The following is an 18,125-nucleotide window of genomic DNA, read 5'->3' as shown; positions in this document are numbered from 1 at the left end:
CGCACACGCTTGACGATAGGCGCGGTCTGCGCAAACCCGCGCACATGGCAAATGACGTGAAGACGAAACCGCAGCGGTCCGAAACAAGCGAGACCTTCCGCTTCCTGCTGAAGCTGGCAGTGGTCGTGCTGATCCTGCGCAGCTTCATCTTCGCGCCGTTCAGCATCCCGTCCGAATCGATGCTGCCCCGGCTGCTGATCGGCGACTATCTCTTCGTCTCGAAGTGGAACTACGGCTACTCCCGCTGGTCGCTCCCCGCCGGTATCCCGCTGATCCCCGGCCGCATTTTCGGCAGCACGCCGACCCGCGGCGACGTCGTCGTCTTCCGCGCACCCGAAGTGCTCGACCACGACGTCATCAAGCGCGTCATTGGCCTGCCCGGCGAGACCATCCAGATGCGCCAGGGCACCGTCTACCTCAACGGCAAGGCAATCCCGAAGCTCCGCATCGCCGACTTCACGATCCCGCTGACCGAGAACTTCAACGCCGAGAAATGCGGCGCGCCGTACGTCGATGTGGTCGCGAACGTCCAGATCTGCCGTTACCCCCGCTTCCGCGAAACGCTTCCGGGCGGCCGCAGCTACGAAGTCCTCGACCAGGCCGAACTCCCCGACCGCGACGACACCGGGCTCTACACGATCCCCGCCGGCCACATCTTCGTCATGGGCGACAACCGCGACGACAGCGGCGACAGCCGGTTCCCCGCGCCGCAAGGCATGGGCTACGTCCCGCTCGAGAACGTCGAGGGCAAGGCGGTCGTCAATTTCTTCTCGACCGATGGCGATGCCGAATGGCTGAAGCCCTGGACCTGGGTCAGTGCCGCGCGCTGGAGCCGTATCGGGGAAGGCTTTTGAGCGACCTCGCCGGTTGGCTGAAGACGCTCTTCGGCCGCGCACCGACCAACCTCGCCCCCTATGAGCGCGCGCTGACGCACGGCAGCCAGGCGGTGGCGAACTACGAGCGTCTCGAGTTCCTCGGCGACCGCGTGCTGGGCCTGATCATCGCCGAATGGCTTTATGAACTGTTCGCGACCGACCCCGAAGGCTCGCTGTCGAAGCGCCTCAACGCGCTCGTCACCGGCCCCGTCTGCGCCGACGTCGCGCGAGAACTCGGCGTCCGCGCGCATCTCAAGCTCGGCAAGCAGGCCCGCGACGACGGCGCCAGCGACAGCGACAACGTGCTCGGCGACGTGATGGAAGCGCTGATCGGCGCCTGGTATCAGGAAGCCGGCCTCGACGCCGCCCGCGTCTTCGTCCGCGGGGCCTGGGGCGACCGCGTCCAGGCGGGCGCAAAAGCCCCGCAGCACCCCAAGTCCGCCCTCCAGGAATGGGCCGCCGCCCACAACCGCAAGCCCCCCGAATACACCATCGTCGAACGCACCGGCCCCGGCCACGCCCCCAAATTCACGATGCTGGTGTCAGTCGGCAAGCTTGCCGAAGCCACCGCGACTGGTTCCAGCAAGCAGGAAGCCGAGACGGCGGCGGCAAAGGCGCTGCTGGAGAAGCTCGGCTAAGAAGGCTGGTTCACGCGGAGACGCGGAGCCGCGGAGGTGGTGCGGTTGGAACTCCGGTCTTGCCCCAGACGCCTCCGAGATAATCGGCGGCGCATGATCGCGGACGGCGCGAGCCCCATCCACACCATCTCCGCGCCTCCGCGCCTCCGCGTGAACCATTTCTCCTTCTCGGACTGCGCCCGACGCGCCGGCGAGTGAGGCCGCAATTCGGCGGGAATGACGCGAGGGCGTTTTATCTGTATGACCCGCCTTGAATATCCCGATGCCGAAAAGAGCCTAAGTGACCGAACCTACTACCCCTGAATTTCCTGCCCCCGCGCACGACGCTCCCCAGGGCGTCCCCAAGCATTGCGGCCTGGTCGCCATCGTCGGCGCACCGAACGCGGGCAAGTCGACGCTCGTCAACGCGCTCGTCGGCCAGAAGGTCGCGATTGTCAGCCCCAAGGCGCAGACGACGCGCGCGAAGCTGATGGGCGTCGCGATCGAGGGCGACACGCAGATCCTGCTCGTCGACACCCCCGGCATCTTCGAGCCCAAGCGCCGCTTCGACCGCGCGATGGTCGCCGCCGCCTGGGGTGGCGCGGAAGGGTCCGACATCATTGCGCTGGTGGTCGACGCGAAGGGCGGGATCGGCGGCAAGGTCACCACGATCGTCGAGTCGCTGGTCGGCCGCACCGAGCCGATCTGGCTTATCCTCAACAAGGTCGATCTCGCCGACAAGACCAAGCTGCTGATCCACGCCGAGAAACTGAACGCGCTGCTGCCGTTCGCCGAGACGTTCTTCATCAGCGCCGGCACCGGCGACGGCCTCGCCCACTTCAAGACGCAGCTGGCGAAAGCGATGCCAGAAGGTCCGTGGCACTACCCCGAGGATCAGGTCTCCGACTCGACCGAGCGCGCACTGGCCTCCGAAGTCACGCGCGAGCAGCTCTATCTCCAGCTCCACGCCGAACTCCCCTATGCGAGCACGATCGAGACCGAGCAGTATATCGAACGCCAGGACGGGTCGTTGGAGATCCACCAGCAGATCCTCGTCGAACGCCCCACCCAGCGCGCTATCGTGCTCGGCAAGGGCGGCGTCCGCATCAAGGAAATCGGTGCCCGCTCCCGCATCGAACTGTCCTCGATCACCGGCAAGCCCGTGCATCTCTACCTGCACGTAAAGGTAAAACCCGGCTGGGACGAAGACCGCGAAGTATACCGCGACATGGGCCTCGACTGGGTCGACTGACCCACCCAAGAGACTGTTCCCCCGCGAAGGCGGGGCCCCAGCCTGGACTCCCGCCTTCGCGGGAGAACAATCTTCCGTCGTCCACGAGGCGCGGCGAAGCCACCAACCCATCACCACCCCGGCGAAGGCCGGGGCCCAGTTGGGGGACGGTCGTCACGACGGACAGCGCTCCGTTACTCAGGCCTTCCCTACTGGGCCCCGGCCTCCGCCGGGGTGGATGTCAATTAACTAGCCCAACACCTCATCAACCCACGCCGGCACCAACACCCCAGCCGCCCCGATCCGCGTCTCCTCGAAAAACACGCTCCCCATCGACGGATCGAGGTTCAACTCCAGCGTCCGCGCCCCATGATACGCCGCGGTCTGTACGAACCCCGCCGCCGGATACACCGCGCCCGAAGTCCCGATCGACACGAACAGATCGGCCTTCGCCAGCGCCGCCTCGATCCGCTCCATCTGGTACGGCATCTCGCCGAAGAACACGATGTCCGGCCGCAACGCCGCCGACCCGCACGCGCTGCAAACCGACCCCTCAGGCAACGCCCCCGTCCAAGGCTCACGCGCGTCGCAAACGGCACACAAGGCCGACAACAACTCGCCATGCATATGCAGCATCCGCGTCGCCCCCGCCCGCTCGTGCAGGTCGTCGACATTCTGCGTGACGATTAGCAACTCGCCCTCCCAAGCCGCATCCAGCCGCGCCAGCGCATGGTGTGCCGCGTTGGGCTCGACCGTGGCCAGAGCCGTGCGTCGCAGATCATAGAACCGGTGCACCAGTTCCGGATCCGCCGCGAGCGCCTCGGGCGTGCACACGTCTTCGACACGGTGCCCTTCCCACAAGCCGCCCGGCCCGCGAAACGTCGCGATCCCGCTTTCCGCCGAGATGCCCGCGCCCGTCAGGACGACGATGTTTCTGATATCCTGCATCGGCACATTCTAGGCGGGGCAGTGCCGCGCGGAAAGCCGAAGTCGGCCTGCCGCCGCGGAAATGGCCTTCCGGTCGCCGCACGTCCTGTCCATCCGATGCGACCGATTGTCCCTTCCGACGTTGAGGTACATCGACCATATCATCATGGCCGTCTGCGAACCGATCGCCGGTGCCGTCTCGGCGCTACGCTTTGATATTGTGAAGGATTTACTGCGATGTTGACGAAAAAGCTGATGCTGCTGGGCGGCGTGATCGCGGTCCTCGGCGGCTGTGGTCAGACGACTTCGACGGACTCGAACACCACGACCGCGAACATCGCCATGGGCAACACCAGCGCCGCGGCGAGCGCGACCCCGGCGGTCAACCGCGTCCGCGGCGTGATCACCGCGATCGGCACCGACGCGCTGACCGTCCAGACCTATGACGGCAAGTCGGCCACCGTGCCGCTCGACGCCAACACCAAGTTCGCCTGGGTGGTGAAGTCCGACCTGTCGACGCTCAAGGACGGCGACTTCATCGGCACGGCGACGACCGGTCCCGACAATGCGTTGCGCGCGGTCGAACTGGTCATCTTCCCCGAGGCGATGCGCGGCACCGGCGAGGGCCATTATCCCTGGGACGTCCCCGGCGCGGTCGCGGCTGCAGGCGGCGGCACGAGCGGGTCGAGCGCAATGACCAACGGCACCGTCGACGGGCAAAGCGCGATGACCAACGGCACCGTCGATGGCCAGAGCGCGATGACCAACGGCACGGTCGCGCAGCAGAGCGGCATGACCAACGGCACCGTCACAGGTGGCGCAGGCAAGCCCGGCGAGACCAAGCTGAGCATCTCGTACAAGGGCGGCAAGGCCCAGGTCGTCGTTCCCGTCGGCACGCCGATCGTCCGGTTCGAGCCGGCCGAGCGCACCGTCCTAGCCAAGGGCCAGAAGCTGTTCGCGATCGTATCGACCGACTCCAAAGGCGCAAAGTCGGTCGCCGTCGGCAAGGACGGCGTGACGCCACCGATGTGATCGCACTAACACCTTGAAATAACTAGGAAAGGTCGGGGTGGCGCTAAGGCCATCCCGGCCTTTTCCGTTTGGCGGCACCGGATAAGCGAGGGCACGTTGGTGTGACCTTATCGTAACCTTCGGCCGTTTGCGCGCCGATCACCGCAGCGACCCCGTCTTCAAAAATCGCACGATCGCCGTTAAGACGCTTGCAAACCCGTATCCGTAAAGGCGCTGCATGACCGTCATCACCGAAGCCGACCTGATCGAAAGCGTCGCCGACGCACTCCAGTTCATCAGCTACTACCATCCAATGGATTACATCCGCGCCTTGGGCGTTGCGTACGAGGCCGAGCAGAGCCCCGCGGCCAAGGATGCGATCGCGCAGATCCTCACCAACAGCCGGATGTGCGCGGAGGGCCACCGCCCGATCTGTCAGGACACCGGGATCGTCACGATGTTCGTCAAATGGGGCCAGGATTGCCGCCTCGACTCGACCCGCTCGCTACAGGAAGTGATCGATGAAGGCGTGCGGAAAGCCTATCTCAACCCCGAGAACAAGCTGCGCGCGTCGATCCTCGCCGACCCCGCCTTCACCCGGCGCAACACTAAGGACAACACGCCGAGCGTGATGCATGTCGAGATGGTGCCCGGCAACACCGTCTCGATCGACGTCGCGGCGAAGGGCGGCGGCAGCGAGAACAAGTCGAAGTTCAAGATGATGAACCCGAGCGATTCGATCGTCGACTGGGTGCTCGAGATGATCCCGCAGATGGGCGCCGGCTGGTGCCCGCCCGGCATGCTCGGGATCGGCATCGGCGGCACTGCCGAGAAGTCGATGATCCTCGCCAAGCAGTCGCTGATGGGCTCGATCGACATGGCGCAGCTGAAGGCGCGCGGGCCGAAGAACGACATCGAGGCGCTGCGGATCGAGATCTACGACAAGGTCAATGCGCTCGGCATCGGCGCGCAGGGGCTGGGCGGGCTGTCCACGATCCTCGACGTGAAGATCTTCGACTGGCCGACGCACGCCGCATCGAAGCCGGTCGCGATGATCCCCAACTGCGCCGCCACCCGCCACGCGCATTTCGTGCTCGACGGCTCGGGTCCGGTGTATCTGGAGGCGCCGAAGCTGGAGGAATGGCCCGACGTCAACTGGACGCCCGACAAGGCCGCGATCCGCGTCGATCTCGACACGCTGACGCCCGACGTCGTGCAGACGTGGAAGCATGGCGACCGCCTGCTGCTCAACGGCAAGATGCTCACCGGGCGCGACGCGGCGCACAAGCGGATCAGGGACATGCTCGATGCGGGCGAGCCGCTGCCGGTCGATTTCAAAGGTCGCGTGATCTATTATGTCGGGCCGGTCGATCCGGTCGGCGAGGAAGTCGTCGGACCTGCTGGCCCCACCACCGCCACGCGGATGGACAAGTTCACCCGCATGATGCTCGACCAGGGCCTGCTGGCGATGGTCGGCAAGGCCGAGCGCGGGGGCGATGCGACCAAGGCGATCGCGGAGGCCAAGTCGGCGTATCTGATGGCGGTCGGCGGCGCGGCCTATCTGGTCGCGCGCGCGATCAAGGGATCGAAGGTCGTCGGCTTCGAGGATCTCGGGATGGAAGCGATCTACGAGTTCGAAGTCAGCGACTTCCCGGTGACGGTCGCAGTCGATTCCGCGGGCGAGAACGTCCACCAGCTTGCACCGCTGGTGTGGCGCGAGAAGATCGCGCGCGAAGGCTTGCTGACGCCGGCATGACGACGCGCGCACGCAGAAGGGGCAGGGCCCCGTCCGGTGGGTCGTGGCCCTCCTCCTTCTGCTTGCCGTCGCAGTCGTCCACGCGCCGCAGTTGCTCGCGTTTCCGTATAAGCAGCACGTTGGCACCGTCACCGTCTATGCCGAGCGTCCGATCGATCCGCGGATCGGCAGCGAACTGGCACGCGCGGAAGGGTTGTTGCGCGCCAGTCCGATCTACACCGGTCCGCTCGATCGCTCGCTGTTCCTGACGGACGGTGGCTGGCGGTGGCGTCTTTTGGCGATCCAATCGCCGGGCGCCTTTGCATTCCGCCGGCCCTTCAGTTCGGCGATCGTCTTCAACCGCAGCGACGTCGCCGCCGACCGCGTGACGAACGGTCGTGCGATCGGTGGTACCCGGACGCTGTCCGGCGTGATCGCGCACGAGACGACGTACATCATGATCGCCAACCATCTTGGCGAAGTGCGCAGTGCGATGCTCCCGACCTGGCAGCAGGAGGGGTATGCGGATCATGTCGCGCGCGAGAGCAGCCTGACGGACGCGGAGGCCGCTCGTCTTCGCAAGACCGATCCGGGCGCGCCGGCGCTGGTATATTACGATGCCCGCCGACGGGTGTCGGCGGCGTTGAGCGCCAAGCGCGGATCGGTCGACGCGTTCTTCGCGGGCGGCTGAACGAAGCCGAGCCCGGAACGCACCCCGGCCAGTACTGTTGGTAATACGACCTTATCGGAGCACGCTCATCATGCCCAAGACCGCAATCGCCCTCGTCGCAGCCTTCGCCCTCGCGACCACGGCCTCGGCCCAGACCACCGCGCCGCAATCGGCGTCGACTCAGGGTGGCCTGGGCAGCCTCGGGGGACTCGGCGGTCTGCTAGGTGGCGCGTTGCCGAACGTCGGATCGATCGGCGCGGGCAATGCTGCCGGATTGCTCGGCTATTGCCTGAAGAACAATCTGCTCGGGCAAGGCGGTGCACTTGGCGCCTTAACTGGCGGGCGGAATGCTGCGTCACGAGCGGGCAGCGCAAAGGCCCCGGCCACCGGCGCGCAGTCGATCCTCCAGCGTCTGACCGGACGTCAGGGCGTGCAGACGTCGCCGGGCTATGCTGCGGGACAGGAAGGCGAAGTGCAGGCGCCGAACGGCCAGGCGTTTTCACTCGACGATCTCGGCGGGCAGGTGAAGACGCGGATGTGCAGCATCGTCCTCAACCGGGCGAAGTCGTTCCTGTAGGGCGGCGGTCTTGGGCAGCCGGCGCCTCTACCGTGCAAAGCGCCGCGTGTGTACCGGAACCAGCATGTTTCCCCGCGAAGGCGGGGATCCAGTCTGGGCTCCCGCCTTCGCGGGAGAACAAGGATGTGCGCTGCCCTTCGATCCGTCACGAACGGCGGCGTGCCAAACGTCCCGGAATCTCTGGATAGTTTCGGCCACACAATGCCGCAAAACTGAACCGATCAAGTACGTAGCGCGGTGGAGTCTGGAACTGGCCCCACACTAAACGGCGTGGGCCGGGCAATGGATTTGCTCCGAGCGCAGCTTGCCACCACGCCCCGTAGTTCCCACAAACGAAAAGAGGCTGCCGGATCGTCTCACGACGAACCGACAGCCTCCTGACATGGTCAGCGGCCGGAGAGCTCCAGCCCGGAGGACCATGCGTACCACCTATCCTATGACACACGCGTTGACTGGGAGAGGATACTCCCCACGCATGTCGGCGGCGTTAGCGGTGCGTCCCCCGAACGAACCGAACCGAACTCACTGCTGAACCATGAGACATCGGATCACCTCCTTTCGCTTGTTGAAACAACGCGGCCAAGCCTGACCGCAAGGCCAATGTGTGCCGAGCGCGCCTGCGATACAAGCCTTGTTTTACGGAAGTTTTCGGTCAATCCTGTACGACTGCCGGTTCGTCGAAATCAGCCGCGGCAATCCTCGGTGACGCGTTCGATCTCGGCCCAGGCGGGCACGACGAGCGGCGGCAGTCCGGCCTGCTGGACGACGAACCGCCCGCGACTGAACCCCATCGCCTCAAGCAACGAATCGTTCGGCATCAGCGCGGCTGCGACATAGGGCGGCGTGCCTCCGGTCGGCTGTACGGACACGGCCCGCGTAACGCTCGACGTGCGGATCGTCAGCGGCGTCGGTGTGCTGCCCGCGCGCGACAGATAGACTTGGCGCGCCGCGGTGTCGCATCGCACCGTCAGCGACGCATCGGCATTGGCTGGCCCGAACAACGCGATCGAACCGCGCGCATCGCGGCGATACACCCACGTGCCCGGCGAATAGGGCCAGTCGCGCCAGTCGGCGGCAATCGGTGCCGGACGCGGCTCCGGGGCAGGGGCCGGGGCCACGGTGCGCGGCGGGGGCGGCGCTTCCGCACGCGGAGGCGGCACGCAGCCCGCGATCGACGCTAGCGTCGCCAGACCGGCAAGTCGCGCCAGGACGAGAGGGCGGGCAAGCGATCGCAAGCCGACGAGGTGAGGGGACGGTGTGCGCATCGCATCGCTATGCGGCACGCCCGGCGGTCGCTCAAGTACGACGAAGCGCGCCCGGCGGGAACCGCCGCACGGTGATACCGGTTCAACGACGGAAGAAATCAGGAGAACGTCCATGTCCGATACCGCCGCCCAGACGCCCACCCAGTTGCTCGTCCAGTCGAACATCTCCGGCACGATGAAGGTCGAGAGCCGCGACGGCGACAATGTCGGCTCGGTCCACGCGTTCATGGTCCACAAGGGCACGGGCCGCGTCACGCACGCCGTCCTCAGCCTCGGCGGCTTCCTCGGCATGGGCAAGAGCTTCTACCCGCTGCCATTCGCGCTCCTCCAGTTCGACGCGGTCCGCGATCTCTACGTCGTCACGATCGACAAGCGCGTCCTCGAAGGCGGCCCGAGCTGGGCGAACAACGCACCAGTGTTCGACCAGGCCTATGCCGACCGCGTCGCAAGCTATTACGGGTCGAGCAGCGAAGACCTCGTCGTCGGCTAAGCTACATTTCGACCGGTGCGGGTGACTGCCCGCACCGGTAACTTCCGCGATCACCGCGACCGCGATCCCCCCATCCGCATTTTCTGGCTCTTGCCGTAACGCGTTTTGCGCGTGCCCGGCTTGCCCTCGTTCGACCGCCCCATGACCGGCGCCTTCTGCTGGTCGACGGGCAGGCCCAGTTCCTCGTTCTCCAGCTGACGGATCTCGTCGCGAAGGCGCCCTGCAGTCTCGAACTCCAGATCGCTCGCGGCCTTGCGCATCTGCTTCTCGAGATCCTCGATATACGCGCGCAGATTGTGGCCGACCATGTGCGGGCGGTCCTCGTCGATCGGGATCGTCACCTGATCCTGGCTCGCCACATGCGCGATGATGTCGCCGATGTTGCGGCGGATCGTCGTCGGGGTGATGCCGTGTTCGGTGTTGTACGCGACCTGCTTCTCGCGGCGGCGCGATGTCTCGTTCATCGCGCGCTCCATCGATCCGGTAACGCGGTCGGCGTACAGGATCACGCGGCCATCGACGTTGCGTGCCGCGCGCCCGATCGTCTGGATCAGCGACGTTTCGGAGCGCAGGAAGCCTTCTTTGTCCGCATCGAGGATCGCGACCAGCCCGCACTCGGGGATGTCCAATCCCTCACGCAACAGGTTGATGCCGATCAGCACGTCGTACACGCCGAGCCGCAGGTCGCGGATCAGTTCGATGCGCTCCAGCGTCTCGACGTCGCTGTGCATGTAACGGACCTTGATCCCCGCCTCGTGCATGTATTCGGTCAAGTCCTCCGCCATCCGCTTGGTCAGCGTGGTGACGAGCGTGCGGTATCCTAGCGCCGTCGTCTTGCCGACCTCGACGATCAGGTCCTGGACCTGTTCCTCGACCGGCTTGATCTCGACGGGCGGATCGATCAGCCCGGTCGGGCGGATGACCTGTTCGGCGAACACGCCGCCGGTCTGTTCCATTTCCCAGCTGCCGGGAGTGGCCGAGACATAGGTCGTCGGCGGCCGCATCGCGTCCCATTCGTTGAAGCGCAGCGGGCGGTTGTCGATCGCCGACGGCAGGCGGAAGCCGTACTCCGCGAGTGTCAGTTTACGACGGTGATCGCCACGCGACATGCCGTTGATCTGACCGATCGTGACGTGGCTTTCGTCGACGAACAGCAGCGCGTTGTCGGGGAGATATTCGAACAACGTGGGCGGCGGCTCGCCGGGCATGCGGCCGGTCAGGAAACGACTGTAATTCTCGATCCCCGCGCAGGAGCCGGTCGCGGCGATCATCTCCAGGTCGAAGTTGGTGCGCTGCTCGAGCCGCTGCGCCTCCAGCAGCTTGCCCTCCAGCACCAACTCCTTCAGCCGCTCGGCCAGCTCGTGCTTGATCGCCTCGCCCGCCTGCTTGAGCGTCGGACCGGGGGTCACGTAGTGCGAATTTGCGTAGACGCGCACCGAGTTCAGCGACGCGACCTTCTTGCCGGTCAGCGGATCGAACTCGATGATCTCCTCGATATCGTCGCCAAAGAACGAGATGCGCCACGCGCTGTCCTCGTAATGCGACGGGAAGATCTCGAGCGTATCGCCCTTCACGCGGAAATTGCCGCGCTGGAACGCCGCGTCATTGCGCTTGTATTGGAGCGCGACGAGTTTCCGCACGATCTCGCGCTGGTCGACCGTCGTGCCCTTCTTGAGGTCGAAGATCATCGCCGAATAGGTCTCGACCGAGCCGATGCCGTACAGGCATGACACCGACGCGACGATGATCACGTCGTCGCGTTCGAGCAGCGCGCGGGTGGCGGAATGCCGCATCCGGTCGATCGACTCGTTGGTCGAGGATTCCTTCTCGATGTACGTGTCGGAGCGCGCGACATATGCCTCGGGCTGATAATAATCGTAATAGCTGACGAAATATTCAACCGCGTTGTCGGGGAAGAACGACTTCATCTCGCCATACAGCTGTGCCGCCAAGATCTTGTTCGGCGCGAGGATCAGCGCGGGGCGCTGGACGCGGTTGATGACGCTGGCCATCGTGAAGGTCTTGCCCGATCCGGTGACGCCGAGCAGCACTTGGTCCTTCTCGCCGTCGCCGATCGCGGAGACGAGTTCGGCGATCGCGGTCGGCTGGTCGCCCGCGGGTTCGTATTCGCTGACGAGGTTGAACCGCTTGCCGCCCTCGACCTTGTCGGGGCGCGCGGTCGGGCGGTGCGGGACGAAGCTTTCGCCGGTTTCGGGCTCGGCGAGGCTGGTGCGGATCTGAATGGCCATCGAGGGGGAATATGGGGAACATGGCCTGAGTCGGCAACGGCCACGGGACCTGTTTGGGCGATGCCAAGTTTAGCTGTTGTTGACCCGTCCGGCTCACGCCCATAATGCGACCGTTTCGCAAGCCATCGATCCGCCAGCGCCCGCGCGCAGGCCAAGGAATAGACGCATGACCGCCCCGACCGTCGAAGCAACCCGCGCGCCCGCGCTGATCCCCGAGACCCCCGCGTTCCTCAACGCCAAGGTGCTGTGGGTGCGTCACTGGAACGAACATCTGTTCAGCTTCGCGATCGAGCGGCCATCGACCTTCCGCTTCCGCTCGGGCGAGTTCGTGATGATCGGTCTTCCGCAGGAGGGCGGCAAGCCGATCATGCGCGCCTATTCGATCGCGTCCCCGCATTATTCGGAGGAGCTGGAGTTCCTGTCGATCAAGGTCGAGGATGGCCCGCTGACCTCGAAGCTTCAGCTGATCCAGCCGGGCGACGAAGTGTATCTCGGCAAGAAGCCGACCGGCACGCTGGTGCTCGACGCGTTGCTGCCGGGGAAGCGCCTGTTCATGTTCTCGACCGGTACCGGCCTCGCGCCGTTCCTCAGCCTGATGCGCGACCCCGACGTGTACGCGGCGTATGAGCAGGTGATCGTCGTGCACAGCGTGCGCCGCGTGAGCGATCTTGCCTATCACGACGAGATGGTAGGACTGCTCTCGGAGGATCCGCTGATCGCCGAGGAGGCGCAGACGCAGTTCCACTACATCCCGACCGTGACTCGCGAGCCGTTCCGCACCACGCGACGGATCGGCGCGCTGATCGAGGACGCGTCGCTGTTCGGCCATCCGGTCCGTGGCGAGCAGAAGCTCAACCCCGAGACCGACCGTGCGATGCTGTGTGGCTCGACCGAGATGATCAAGGAATTCGCGGTGATGCTCGAGGCGAATGGCTTCGAGGAGGGCGCGAATTCGAAGCCGGGCACGTTCGTGATCGAGCGCGCCTTCGTCGGTTAATCCACGACCGCAACGCTAGCTGTTCCCCCGCGAACGCGGGGGGCGAGGGACTCATTTGCGCCGAACTCCGGGAGGGTGCGGGCCTGGCCCCCCGCGTTCGCGGGGGAACGGTAAAGGCGGATTGTCTCCGCCGTTGAACCCGTCGATAGGCCTCTCCACCAAACAGGAGAGACCCATGATCGGCTACGCAACGCTCGGCACCAACGACATCGACACCGCACTGGCGTTTTACGACGCGCTGTTTGCGACGGTCGGCGGCAAGCGCCTCATGCAGATGCCCGACGCCCGCCAGTTGACCTTCTACGGCGCGGGCCCCGACAAGCCGATGCTCGTGATCGGCAAGCCCTATGACGGCGCGGCCGCGACCGCGGGCAACGGTACGATGGTCGCGCTGGCAGCGGACTCGCGCGAGCAGGTCGACCAGGTTTACGCCAAGGCGATCGAACTCGGCGGCGCGGACGAAGGCGCTGCCGGCACGCGTGGACCCGAGGAGATGGGGTTCTACGGCGCGTATTTCCGCGATCCCGACGGCAACAAGCTCTGCGTGTTCAAGATGGGGTGAGGTACGGGCTGTGTTCGGCGCCTATCGCGTCCGAACAGGTACACCTCCCCGGCGAAGGCCGGGGCCCAGTTGGGTAACGTCGCTAACTCAACGCGGTCTTCCGTTGCTGCGACCTTGCCAACTGGGCCCCGGCCTTCGCCGGGGAGGTATGATGTGGGGGCGGCGTCACGTTTCTCTCTCGTTATTCTCCCGCGGAGGCGGGAGCCCAGTCTGGGTCCCCGCCTTCGCGGGGAAACAGGCTTACTTACTCGAAGGGGATGCTCGACGAGCAGCGCCAAGGTGACGGAAAATTTAGCGCAAAGCCTGAACCGTCGGCGTATCGAGACACTTCAACAAAGCCGCCCGAGCCATCGGCGTTACCGGCACCGGCTTTACATACCCCGCAACCTCTGTCGGCCGCCCGATCGCCACCGGCGCGAACCCAGTCTGCCCCGTGCACCGCATCGCCGCCGCCAGCAGTTTCGGCGGCGTATCATACCCTTCGAACGACAACCGGAACGTCCCCCAGTGGATTGGGATCGCGTGCGCCGCGCCGAGCCGGCGATAGACCTCGACCGCGTCGACCGGCCCGATATGGCTGCCCGACTCCATCTGCCCGTCGACGAACCGGAGCGCGCCGATCGGGATCAGCGCCAGCCGGATCGGCCCGAGTGCCGCCGCCTCGACCGGCCATTGGCCGTCGCCCATCCCGGTATCGCCCGCAAAGAACACATTCCCGCCCGGGAGCGTCACGACGAAGCTCGACCACAGCGCTCGATTGCGATCGGTGAACCAGCGGCTGCCCCAATGATGGTTGCGCGTCACGGTGACCGCGACGCCGGGCTTGATCGCTACCCGCTGCCCCCAGTCGAGCGCGGTCGCCTGCGCGCCGGTCTGACCGATCACGCTATCGTTGCCCAAACTCGTGACGATCCGCGGTCGATCGCGCTCCCAAAGTCGTTTCAGCGTCGCCTTGTCGAGATGATCGTAATGATTGTGGCTGACCAGCACGAGGTCGATCCTGGGCAACGCATCGAACGCGATCCCCGGCTCGGCGACACGACTAGGACCCGTGCCCAGCGGCCCGGCCTTCTCCGCCCAGACCGGATCGGTGAGGATGTTCAGCCCCTGCGTCTGGATCAGCACGCTGGCATGGCCGACCCAGGTCACGACCATCCGCTCGCCCTCGACGCGCGCGGGCGGCGCGATGCGGTTCACCGCGACCGTCTTCGGCCACGCAGGCCGCCCATCGCTGCCGGTGAAATACTTCCAGAAGAAGCTCGCCCGGCCGCCGCCGCTTCCCTTGGGCTGAATCTGCTTGGTATCCGCGTCGCCATCGGGATTAAAGAACCGCGCACCGTCGAAATGGGCCGAAGCCGACCCGCGATAGTAGATCCGGTCGAGGAATTGCGGCACGATCGTCACGATCAGCGCACCGACCACCACCAGCAACAGGATCGCACCGCCGACGATCTTCAATAGTCTCGTCACGGCGTTCCTGTCTGCATGGGATTGGATGTCGCCCTAACGCACGCTGGCGATCATCGTTCAGATCAAGCGTGAGATGCAGTCCGCCGCGCGAAATTCCGCCGCTCAAAATTCCATTGCCACAGCATCAGCAACGGCACGACGACCGTCTCCATGCCCAACCCGAGCACATGGCCCTGCGACGGCACGCCGACCGCGATCAACGATATCAGTCGCGCCACGCCCCCGACGAAGATCAGCCCACCAAGCAGCCGAAACCGCGGTCCCTTGCGCTCGATATCCGGGATGCAACTCACGAACCCGAGCCCGGTCGCGAAGAATATCCCCGAGATATACCGGAAATGGCTGTCGAGATCCCTCGGCACGTCGGCCAGATGCCCGAATGGCGCCGGGCCGTGCAGGATACCCTGGCCGCCGACGATCAGCGGCAACAGGCACGCCACCGCAATCACGGCCTGCAACAGGCGCTTCTCGATCGAGCCGGTCATGGCAGGGGCCTCAGCAATTCGGGGCGGATACGAAATGCGCGGAGCGAGATCCGCACCTCGAAGATGAACGAAATCAGCGCCGCGATCAGCAGGATCATCGCCAGGATGAAGCACACCGCGACGTAGGTCCCGAAGTGCAGCTTCGCGAGTTCGGCGATGAACAGCAGCGCGATCAGGATACACGTCATGATCGCGCTGGAGACCGCGAGGAACAACGCAGCGTTGATGATCGTCATCCGGCGGTCGAGCAGGCGCAGTTCCCAGACGAACCGGACATGCTCGGGTCCAGTGCTGCTCGCGTGGAGATGCTCCAGCTTGCGCGCGCGGTCGATCACCCGCGACAGGCGTCCGGCCAGCACGTTGAGCAACTGGCCGATACCCGCCAGCATGAACACGGGCGCTAGCGAAAGCTGGATCGTCTGGGCGATCGTCGAGACGGCGGGGATCGTCGGCATGCGGGCACCATGTGGTAAAACGCGGTCGATAGGAAGAATGCGCGTACCGCATGGCGCCGCAATTGCAGCGGTTTGTCGACCGAAGGGGTCGATCCAGCCGCAGCGACATCAAGCAGAGGTGGATTACGGGCTAGGTCAGAAGTCCTTGCGCAGCAGCAACCCGGCATAGCGCTTGTCGTCGCGCGGCACGAACCGGACGGTGCCGGCGAACGTGCCCGCGGTGAGGAACGACGAATAGGAGGTGTTCGTCAGGTTCTTCACATACGCGCGCAGCTGCCAGCCGGATGTATCGCTCAGCACCGCAACGCTCGCGTTCCAGATCGCGTACGAAGGCTGGATCGTGCTCGGCGTCTCGGCGAGCGAATATTGCACCTTGCTGCTGAACGTCACGTCGGTCTGGAGCTCGAGCGCCAGTGTGTCGGTCAGCCCGAACTTGTACGCTGCATTCTCGTACAGCTTGATCTTCGGCGCATAGGGGAGCGGCTGGCCGTTGATGTTGCAGCTCGTCGGCGCGCCGGTCGGGCAGAGAAAGTTGCGCACCGTCGCATCGGTATAGGCGGCGGAGATGTCGAGCGTCAGGCCCTTGGTCGGGCGCAGCGTCACGTCCGCCTCGACCCCGCGCGAGCGGACCGACCCGGCGTTGATCAGCCGGCTGACCTGCGCACCCGCGACAACGTCGTTGAAGCTCGCCTGATACCCGTCGAAATTGGTCGTGAACGCAGCCAAGCTATAGCTCAGCGCACGGTTCGCGGTGCTGCCCTTCAGCCCGACCTCGTAGGAGTTGGACGTCTCCGGGCTCAACGGCACTTCGTCCAAAGGCGTCGTCACGTTAAGCGAGCGCATGTTGAAATACACGTTGTACGCCGGGCCCTTATAGCCGTGCGAATAGGTGAAATAGGTCTGCGCATGGTCGCCGAGATCGTACTGGAGCCCGAGGCGATAGCTGTCGCCGCGCTTGTCGATCCCGCCGGTCGCGTTGTGATAGGCGCGGACGCCGGGGCGATCGAGCGCCGCCGCGCCGGTGTCGAGAGGATCCGCGGTCGAGGTGCGGACATGGTAGAAATCCAGGCTGTCCCAGGTCGAGCGATAGCCGGCGATACCCCGGAATTTCGGCGTGAAGTTGACGTTCGCCTCACCGAACAGCGCGTAATTGTCGTTTGTGATGCCGTAGTTGGCGACGCCCGTCGTCGTGCTCTGTGCGCCACCCGCCGCGAGTGAGGTCAGCGTGCGCTGATAGCGTTCGTCGGTCGTCGCGTGCAAATAATACGCGCCGACGACGTAATCGATCAGCCCGCCCTTGGGGGACGTCAGCCGCAGTTCCTCGGAAAATTGCTTGGTGTTGACGCTGCCCGCATCCTGCCCCGACGGGAACGCGGTCGAGAGCGCGGCGACGCTGTCGTAGTCCTGGCGCTGGTTGTTGAGCCATTGCCGCCAGCCGGTGATCGACGTGATGTGATAGTCGCCGAGCGAAAGTTCGCCGGTAAACGACCCGCCGTAATTCTCGTCCTTCACGTCGGTAATCGCATTGTTGTTGGTCCGGCGATTGCTCGGTCCCGCGACGATCCCGCTTGCCCCCAGCGCGGCGGCGAGGTCGGGTGAATTGGTGACGACACCGGTCGGATACGCCGTGCGGCTGGTGGCGGCATAGACGCTGGTCGGGGTGGTATCGTGCGAGTTGAGATAGTCGCCGATGATCGTGAACTTCAAGTCGTCCGACGGCGTGACGACCAGCTTGCCGCGCGCGCCGTAGCGCCGATAGCCGTTGACGTCCTGGTTGCGCGCGACGTTGCGGACGTTGCCCTTATAGTCGTCGTACAGCCCGCCGATCAGCGCCTGCACCTTGCCGGGGACGAGCGCGCCCGAGATGCCGGCCTTGATCCGGTATTCCTCGTCGGAGGTGATGCCCGCCTCGCCGAACGCGCGGAATTCGTCGGTCGGGTTGCGGGTGACGATGTTAACGACGCCCGCCGAGGCGTTCTTGCCGAACAGCGTGCCCTGCGGGCCGCGCAACACCTCGATCCGCTCGACTTCGCCGAGGTCGAGCGTCGACTGGCCGGGGCGGGTGAGGACGACGCCATCGAGCACGGTGGATACCGATGGCTCGACGCCCGGCGAGGTCGTGATCGTGCCGACGCCGCGGATGAAGATCGTGCGATCCTTGTTCGACGCGCCGCTGCGGAAGCCGACCGAGGGGATCGTCGCGGCGATGTTCTCGACCGTGTTCAACTGGCGCTCGGCGAGCGACTGGCCGCTGACCGCGGTGATCGCGATAGGCACCGACTGAAGCGTCTCGTTGCGATAGCGCGCGGTGACGATGACCTCGTCGCTCTGTGCAGCAGGGGCGGGTGGGGCTGTCGGCGTCGCTGCTGGTGCGGTCGTTGCCGGCGCGGGCGTTGCAGGCGTATCCTGCGCCGCGGCCGGGGTGGCAAGCGCAACGAGCGCGGTGCCGGCGAACAACGCGACATGGCGCCGCTGGATGCGTGGGTCGATCATGGGTTCCCTCCCCGAA

General features: G+C 65.5%; 17 protein-coding genes. 10 read left to right on the top strand and 7 right to left on the bottom strand.

What is annotated here, in order from left to right; all coding sequences use genetic code 11:
* Positions 1–44: 44 nt before the first annotated feature.
* From lepB to era, 3 genes are all read left to right on the top strand, one after another.
* A complete protein-coding gene (lepB, locus tag AC1MH0_RS08785; RefSeq protein WP_107954639.1) occupies positions 45–854 on the top strand; it encodes a signal peptidase I in 810 nt (269 codons plus the stop codon).
* Positions 851–1,513, top strand: coding sequence for a ribonuclease III (gene rnc, locus AC1MH0_RS08780; RefSeq protein WP_480965559.1), 663 nt, complete (start codon positions 851–853; stop codon positions 1,511–1,513). The genes lepB and rnc overlap by 4 nt, the downstream gene beginning before the upstream one ends.
* A 355-nt stretch (positions 1,514–1,868) precedes the next feature.
* Positions 1,869–2,744, top strand: coding sequence for a GTPase Era (era, locus tag AC1MH0_RS08775; protein WP_333961951.1), 876 nt, complete (start codon positions 1,869–1,871; stop codon positions 2,742–2,744).
* Between the two features lie 228 nt (positions 2,745–2,972).
* Here era and AC1MH0_RS08770 read toward each other — a convergent pair whose 3' ends face one another.
* Positions 2,973–3,671 (bottom strand): NAD-dependent deacylase, encoded by a 699-nt coding sequence (locus AC1MH0_RS08770; protein WP_480965558.1) that lies wholly within the window; start codon positions 3,669–3,671, stop codon positions 2,973–2,975.
* A gap of 216 nt (positions 3,672–3,887) precedes the next feature.
* Here AC1MH0_RS08770 and AC1MH0_RS08765 point away from each other — a divergent pair, with 216 nt between their 5' ends.
* From AC1MH0_RS08765 to AC1MH0_RS08750, 4 genes are all read left to right on the top strand, one after another.
* Complete coding sequence (locus AC1MH0_RS08765; RefSeq protein ID WP_480965557.1) at positions 3,888–4,682, top strand: hypothetical protein; 795 nt, start codon at positions 3,888–3,890, stop codon at positions 4,680–4,682.
* 217 nt (positions 4,683–4,899) lie between these two features.
* Positions 4,900–6,417, top strand: a complete 1,518-nt coding sequence (locus AC1MH0_RS08760) for a fumarate hydratase (protein WP_480965556.1) — start codon at positions 4,900–4,902, stop codon at positions 6,415–6,417.
* A gap of 43 nt (positions 6,418–6,460) precedes the next feature.
* The gene (locus AC1MH0_RS08755) at positions 6,461–7,087 is read left to right on the top strand and encodes a hypothetical protein (protein WP_480965555.1); all 627 of its coding nucleotides are present in this window, start codon (positions 6,461–6,463) and stop codon (positions 7,085–7,087) included.
* A gap of 70 nt (positions 7,088–7,157) precedes the next feature.
* Positions 7,158–7,643 (top strand): DUF2501 domain-containing protein, encoded by a 486-nt coding sequence (locus tag AC1MH0_RS08750; RefSeq protein ID WP_480965554.1) that lies wholly within the window; start codon positions 7,158–7,160, stop codon positions 7,641–7,643.
* A 683-nt stretch (positions 7,644–8,326) separates the two neighbouring features.
* Here the strand turns inward: AC1MH0_RS08750 and AC1MH0_RS08745 are convergent.
* A complete protein-coding gene (locus AC1MH0_RS08745; protein WP_480965553.1) occupies positions 8,327–8,908 on the bottom strand; it encodes a hypothetical protein in 582 nt (193 codons plus the stop codon).
* 112 nt (positions 8,909–9,020) lie between these two features.
* On the opposite strand from AC1MH0_RS08745, the gene AC1MH0_RS08740 reads away from it, so the two are divergent.
* Positions 9,021–9,398 carry a PRC-barrel domain-containing protein gene (locus AC1MH0_RS08740; RefSeq protein WP_056065550.1) on the top strand — a complete coding sequence of 126 codons (378 nt, stop codon included), beginning with the start codon at positions 9,021–9,023 and terminating at the stop codon, positions 9,396–9,398.
* Between the two features lie 50 nt (positions 9,399–9,448).
* Here AC1MH0_RS08740 and uvrB read toward each other — a convergent pair whose 3' ends face one another.
* The gene (gene uvrB, locus AC1MH0_RS08735; RefSeq protein ID WP_056065553.1) at positions 9,449–11,647 is read right to left on the bottom strand and encodes an excinuclease ABC subunit UvrB; all 2,199 of its coding nucleotides are present in this window, start codon (positions 11,645–11,647) and stop codon (positions 9,449–9,451) included.
* Positions 11,648–11,813: 166 nt separating this feature from the next.
* Here uvrB and AC1MH0_RS08730 point away from each other — a divergent pair, with 166 nt between their 5' ends.
* Together AC1MH0_RS08730 and AC1MH0_RS08725 are read left to right on the top strand one after the other, a co-directional pair.
* The gene (locus AC1MH0_RS08730) at positions 11,814–12,644 is read left to right on the top strand and encodes a ferredoxin--NADP reductase (RefSeq protein ID WP_480965552.1); all 831 of its coding nucleotides are present in this window, start codon (positions 11,814–11,816) and stop codon (positions 12,642–12,644) included.
* A gap of 175 nt (positions 12,645–12,819) precedes the next feature.
* Positions 12,820–13,206 (top strand): VOC family protein, encoded by a 387-nt coding sequence (locus AC1MH0_RS08725; protein ID WP_480965551.1) that lies wholly within the window; start codon positions 12,820–12,822, stop codon positions 13,204–13,206.
* Positions 13,207–13,497: 291 nt separating this feature from the next.
* Here AC1MH0_RS08725 and AC1MH0_RS08720 read toward each other — a convergent pair whose 3' ends face one another.
* The 4 genes from AC1MH0_RS08720 to AC1MH0_RS08705 all read right to left on the bottom strand — a co-directional run bounded on the left by AC1MH0_RS08720 (position 13,498) and on the right by AC1MH0_RS08705 (position 18,109).
* Entirely contained in the window at positions 13,498–14,676 is a 1,179-nt protein-coding gene (locus AC1MH0_RS08720; RefSeq protein WP_480965550.1) for an MBL fold metallo-hydrolase, read from the bottom strand.
* A 62-nt stretch (positions 14,677–14,738) separates the two neighbouring features.
* Entirely contained in the window at positions 14,739–15,161 is a 423-nt protein-coding gene (locus AC1MH0_RS08715; protein ID WP_480965549.1) for a DUF4345 domain-containing protein, read from the bottom strand.
* Entirely contained in the window at positions 15,158–15,616 is a 459-nt protein-coding gene (locus tag AC1MH0_RS08710; RefSeq protein WP_056065567.1) for a DUF2721 domain-containing protein, read from the bottom strand. The genes AC1MH0_RS08715 and AC1MH0_RS08710 overlap by 4 nt, the downstream gene beginning before the upstream one ends.
* Before the next feature lie 135 nt (positions 15,617–15,751).
* Positions 15,752–18,109 (bottom strand): TonB-dependent receptor, encoded by a 2,358-nt coding sequence (locus AC1MH0_RS08705; protein WP_480965548.1) that lies wholly within the window; start codon positions 18,107–18,109, stop codon positions 15,752–15,754.
* Between the last annotated feature and the right edge of the window lie 16 nt (positions 18,110–18,125).

The sequence above is a fragment of the Sphingomonas sp. AP28 genome (assembly GCF_056680455.1).
The sequence above is the reverse complement of the archived record's forward strand: the minus strand, read 5'-3'. Positions and strand labels throughout refer to the sequence as shown.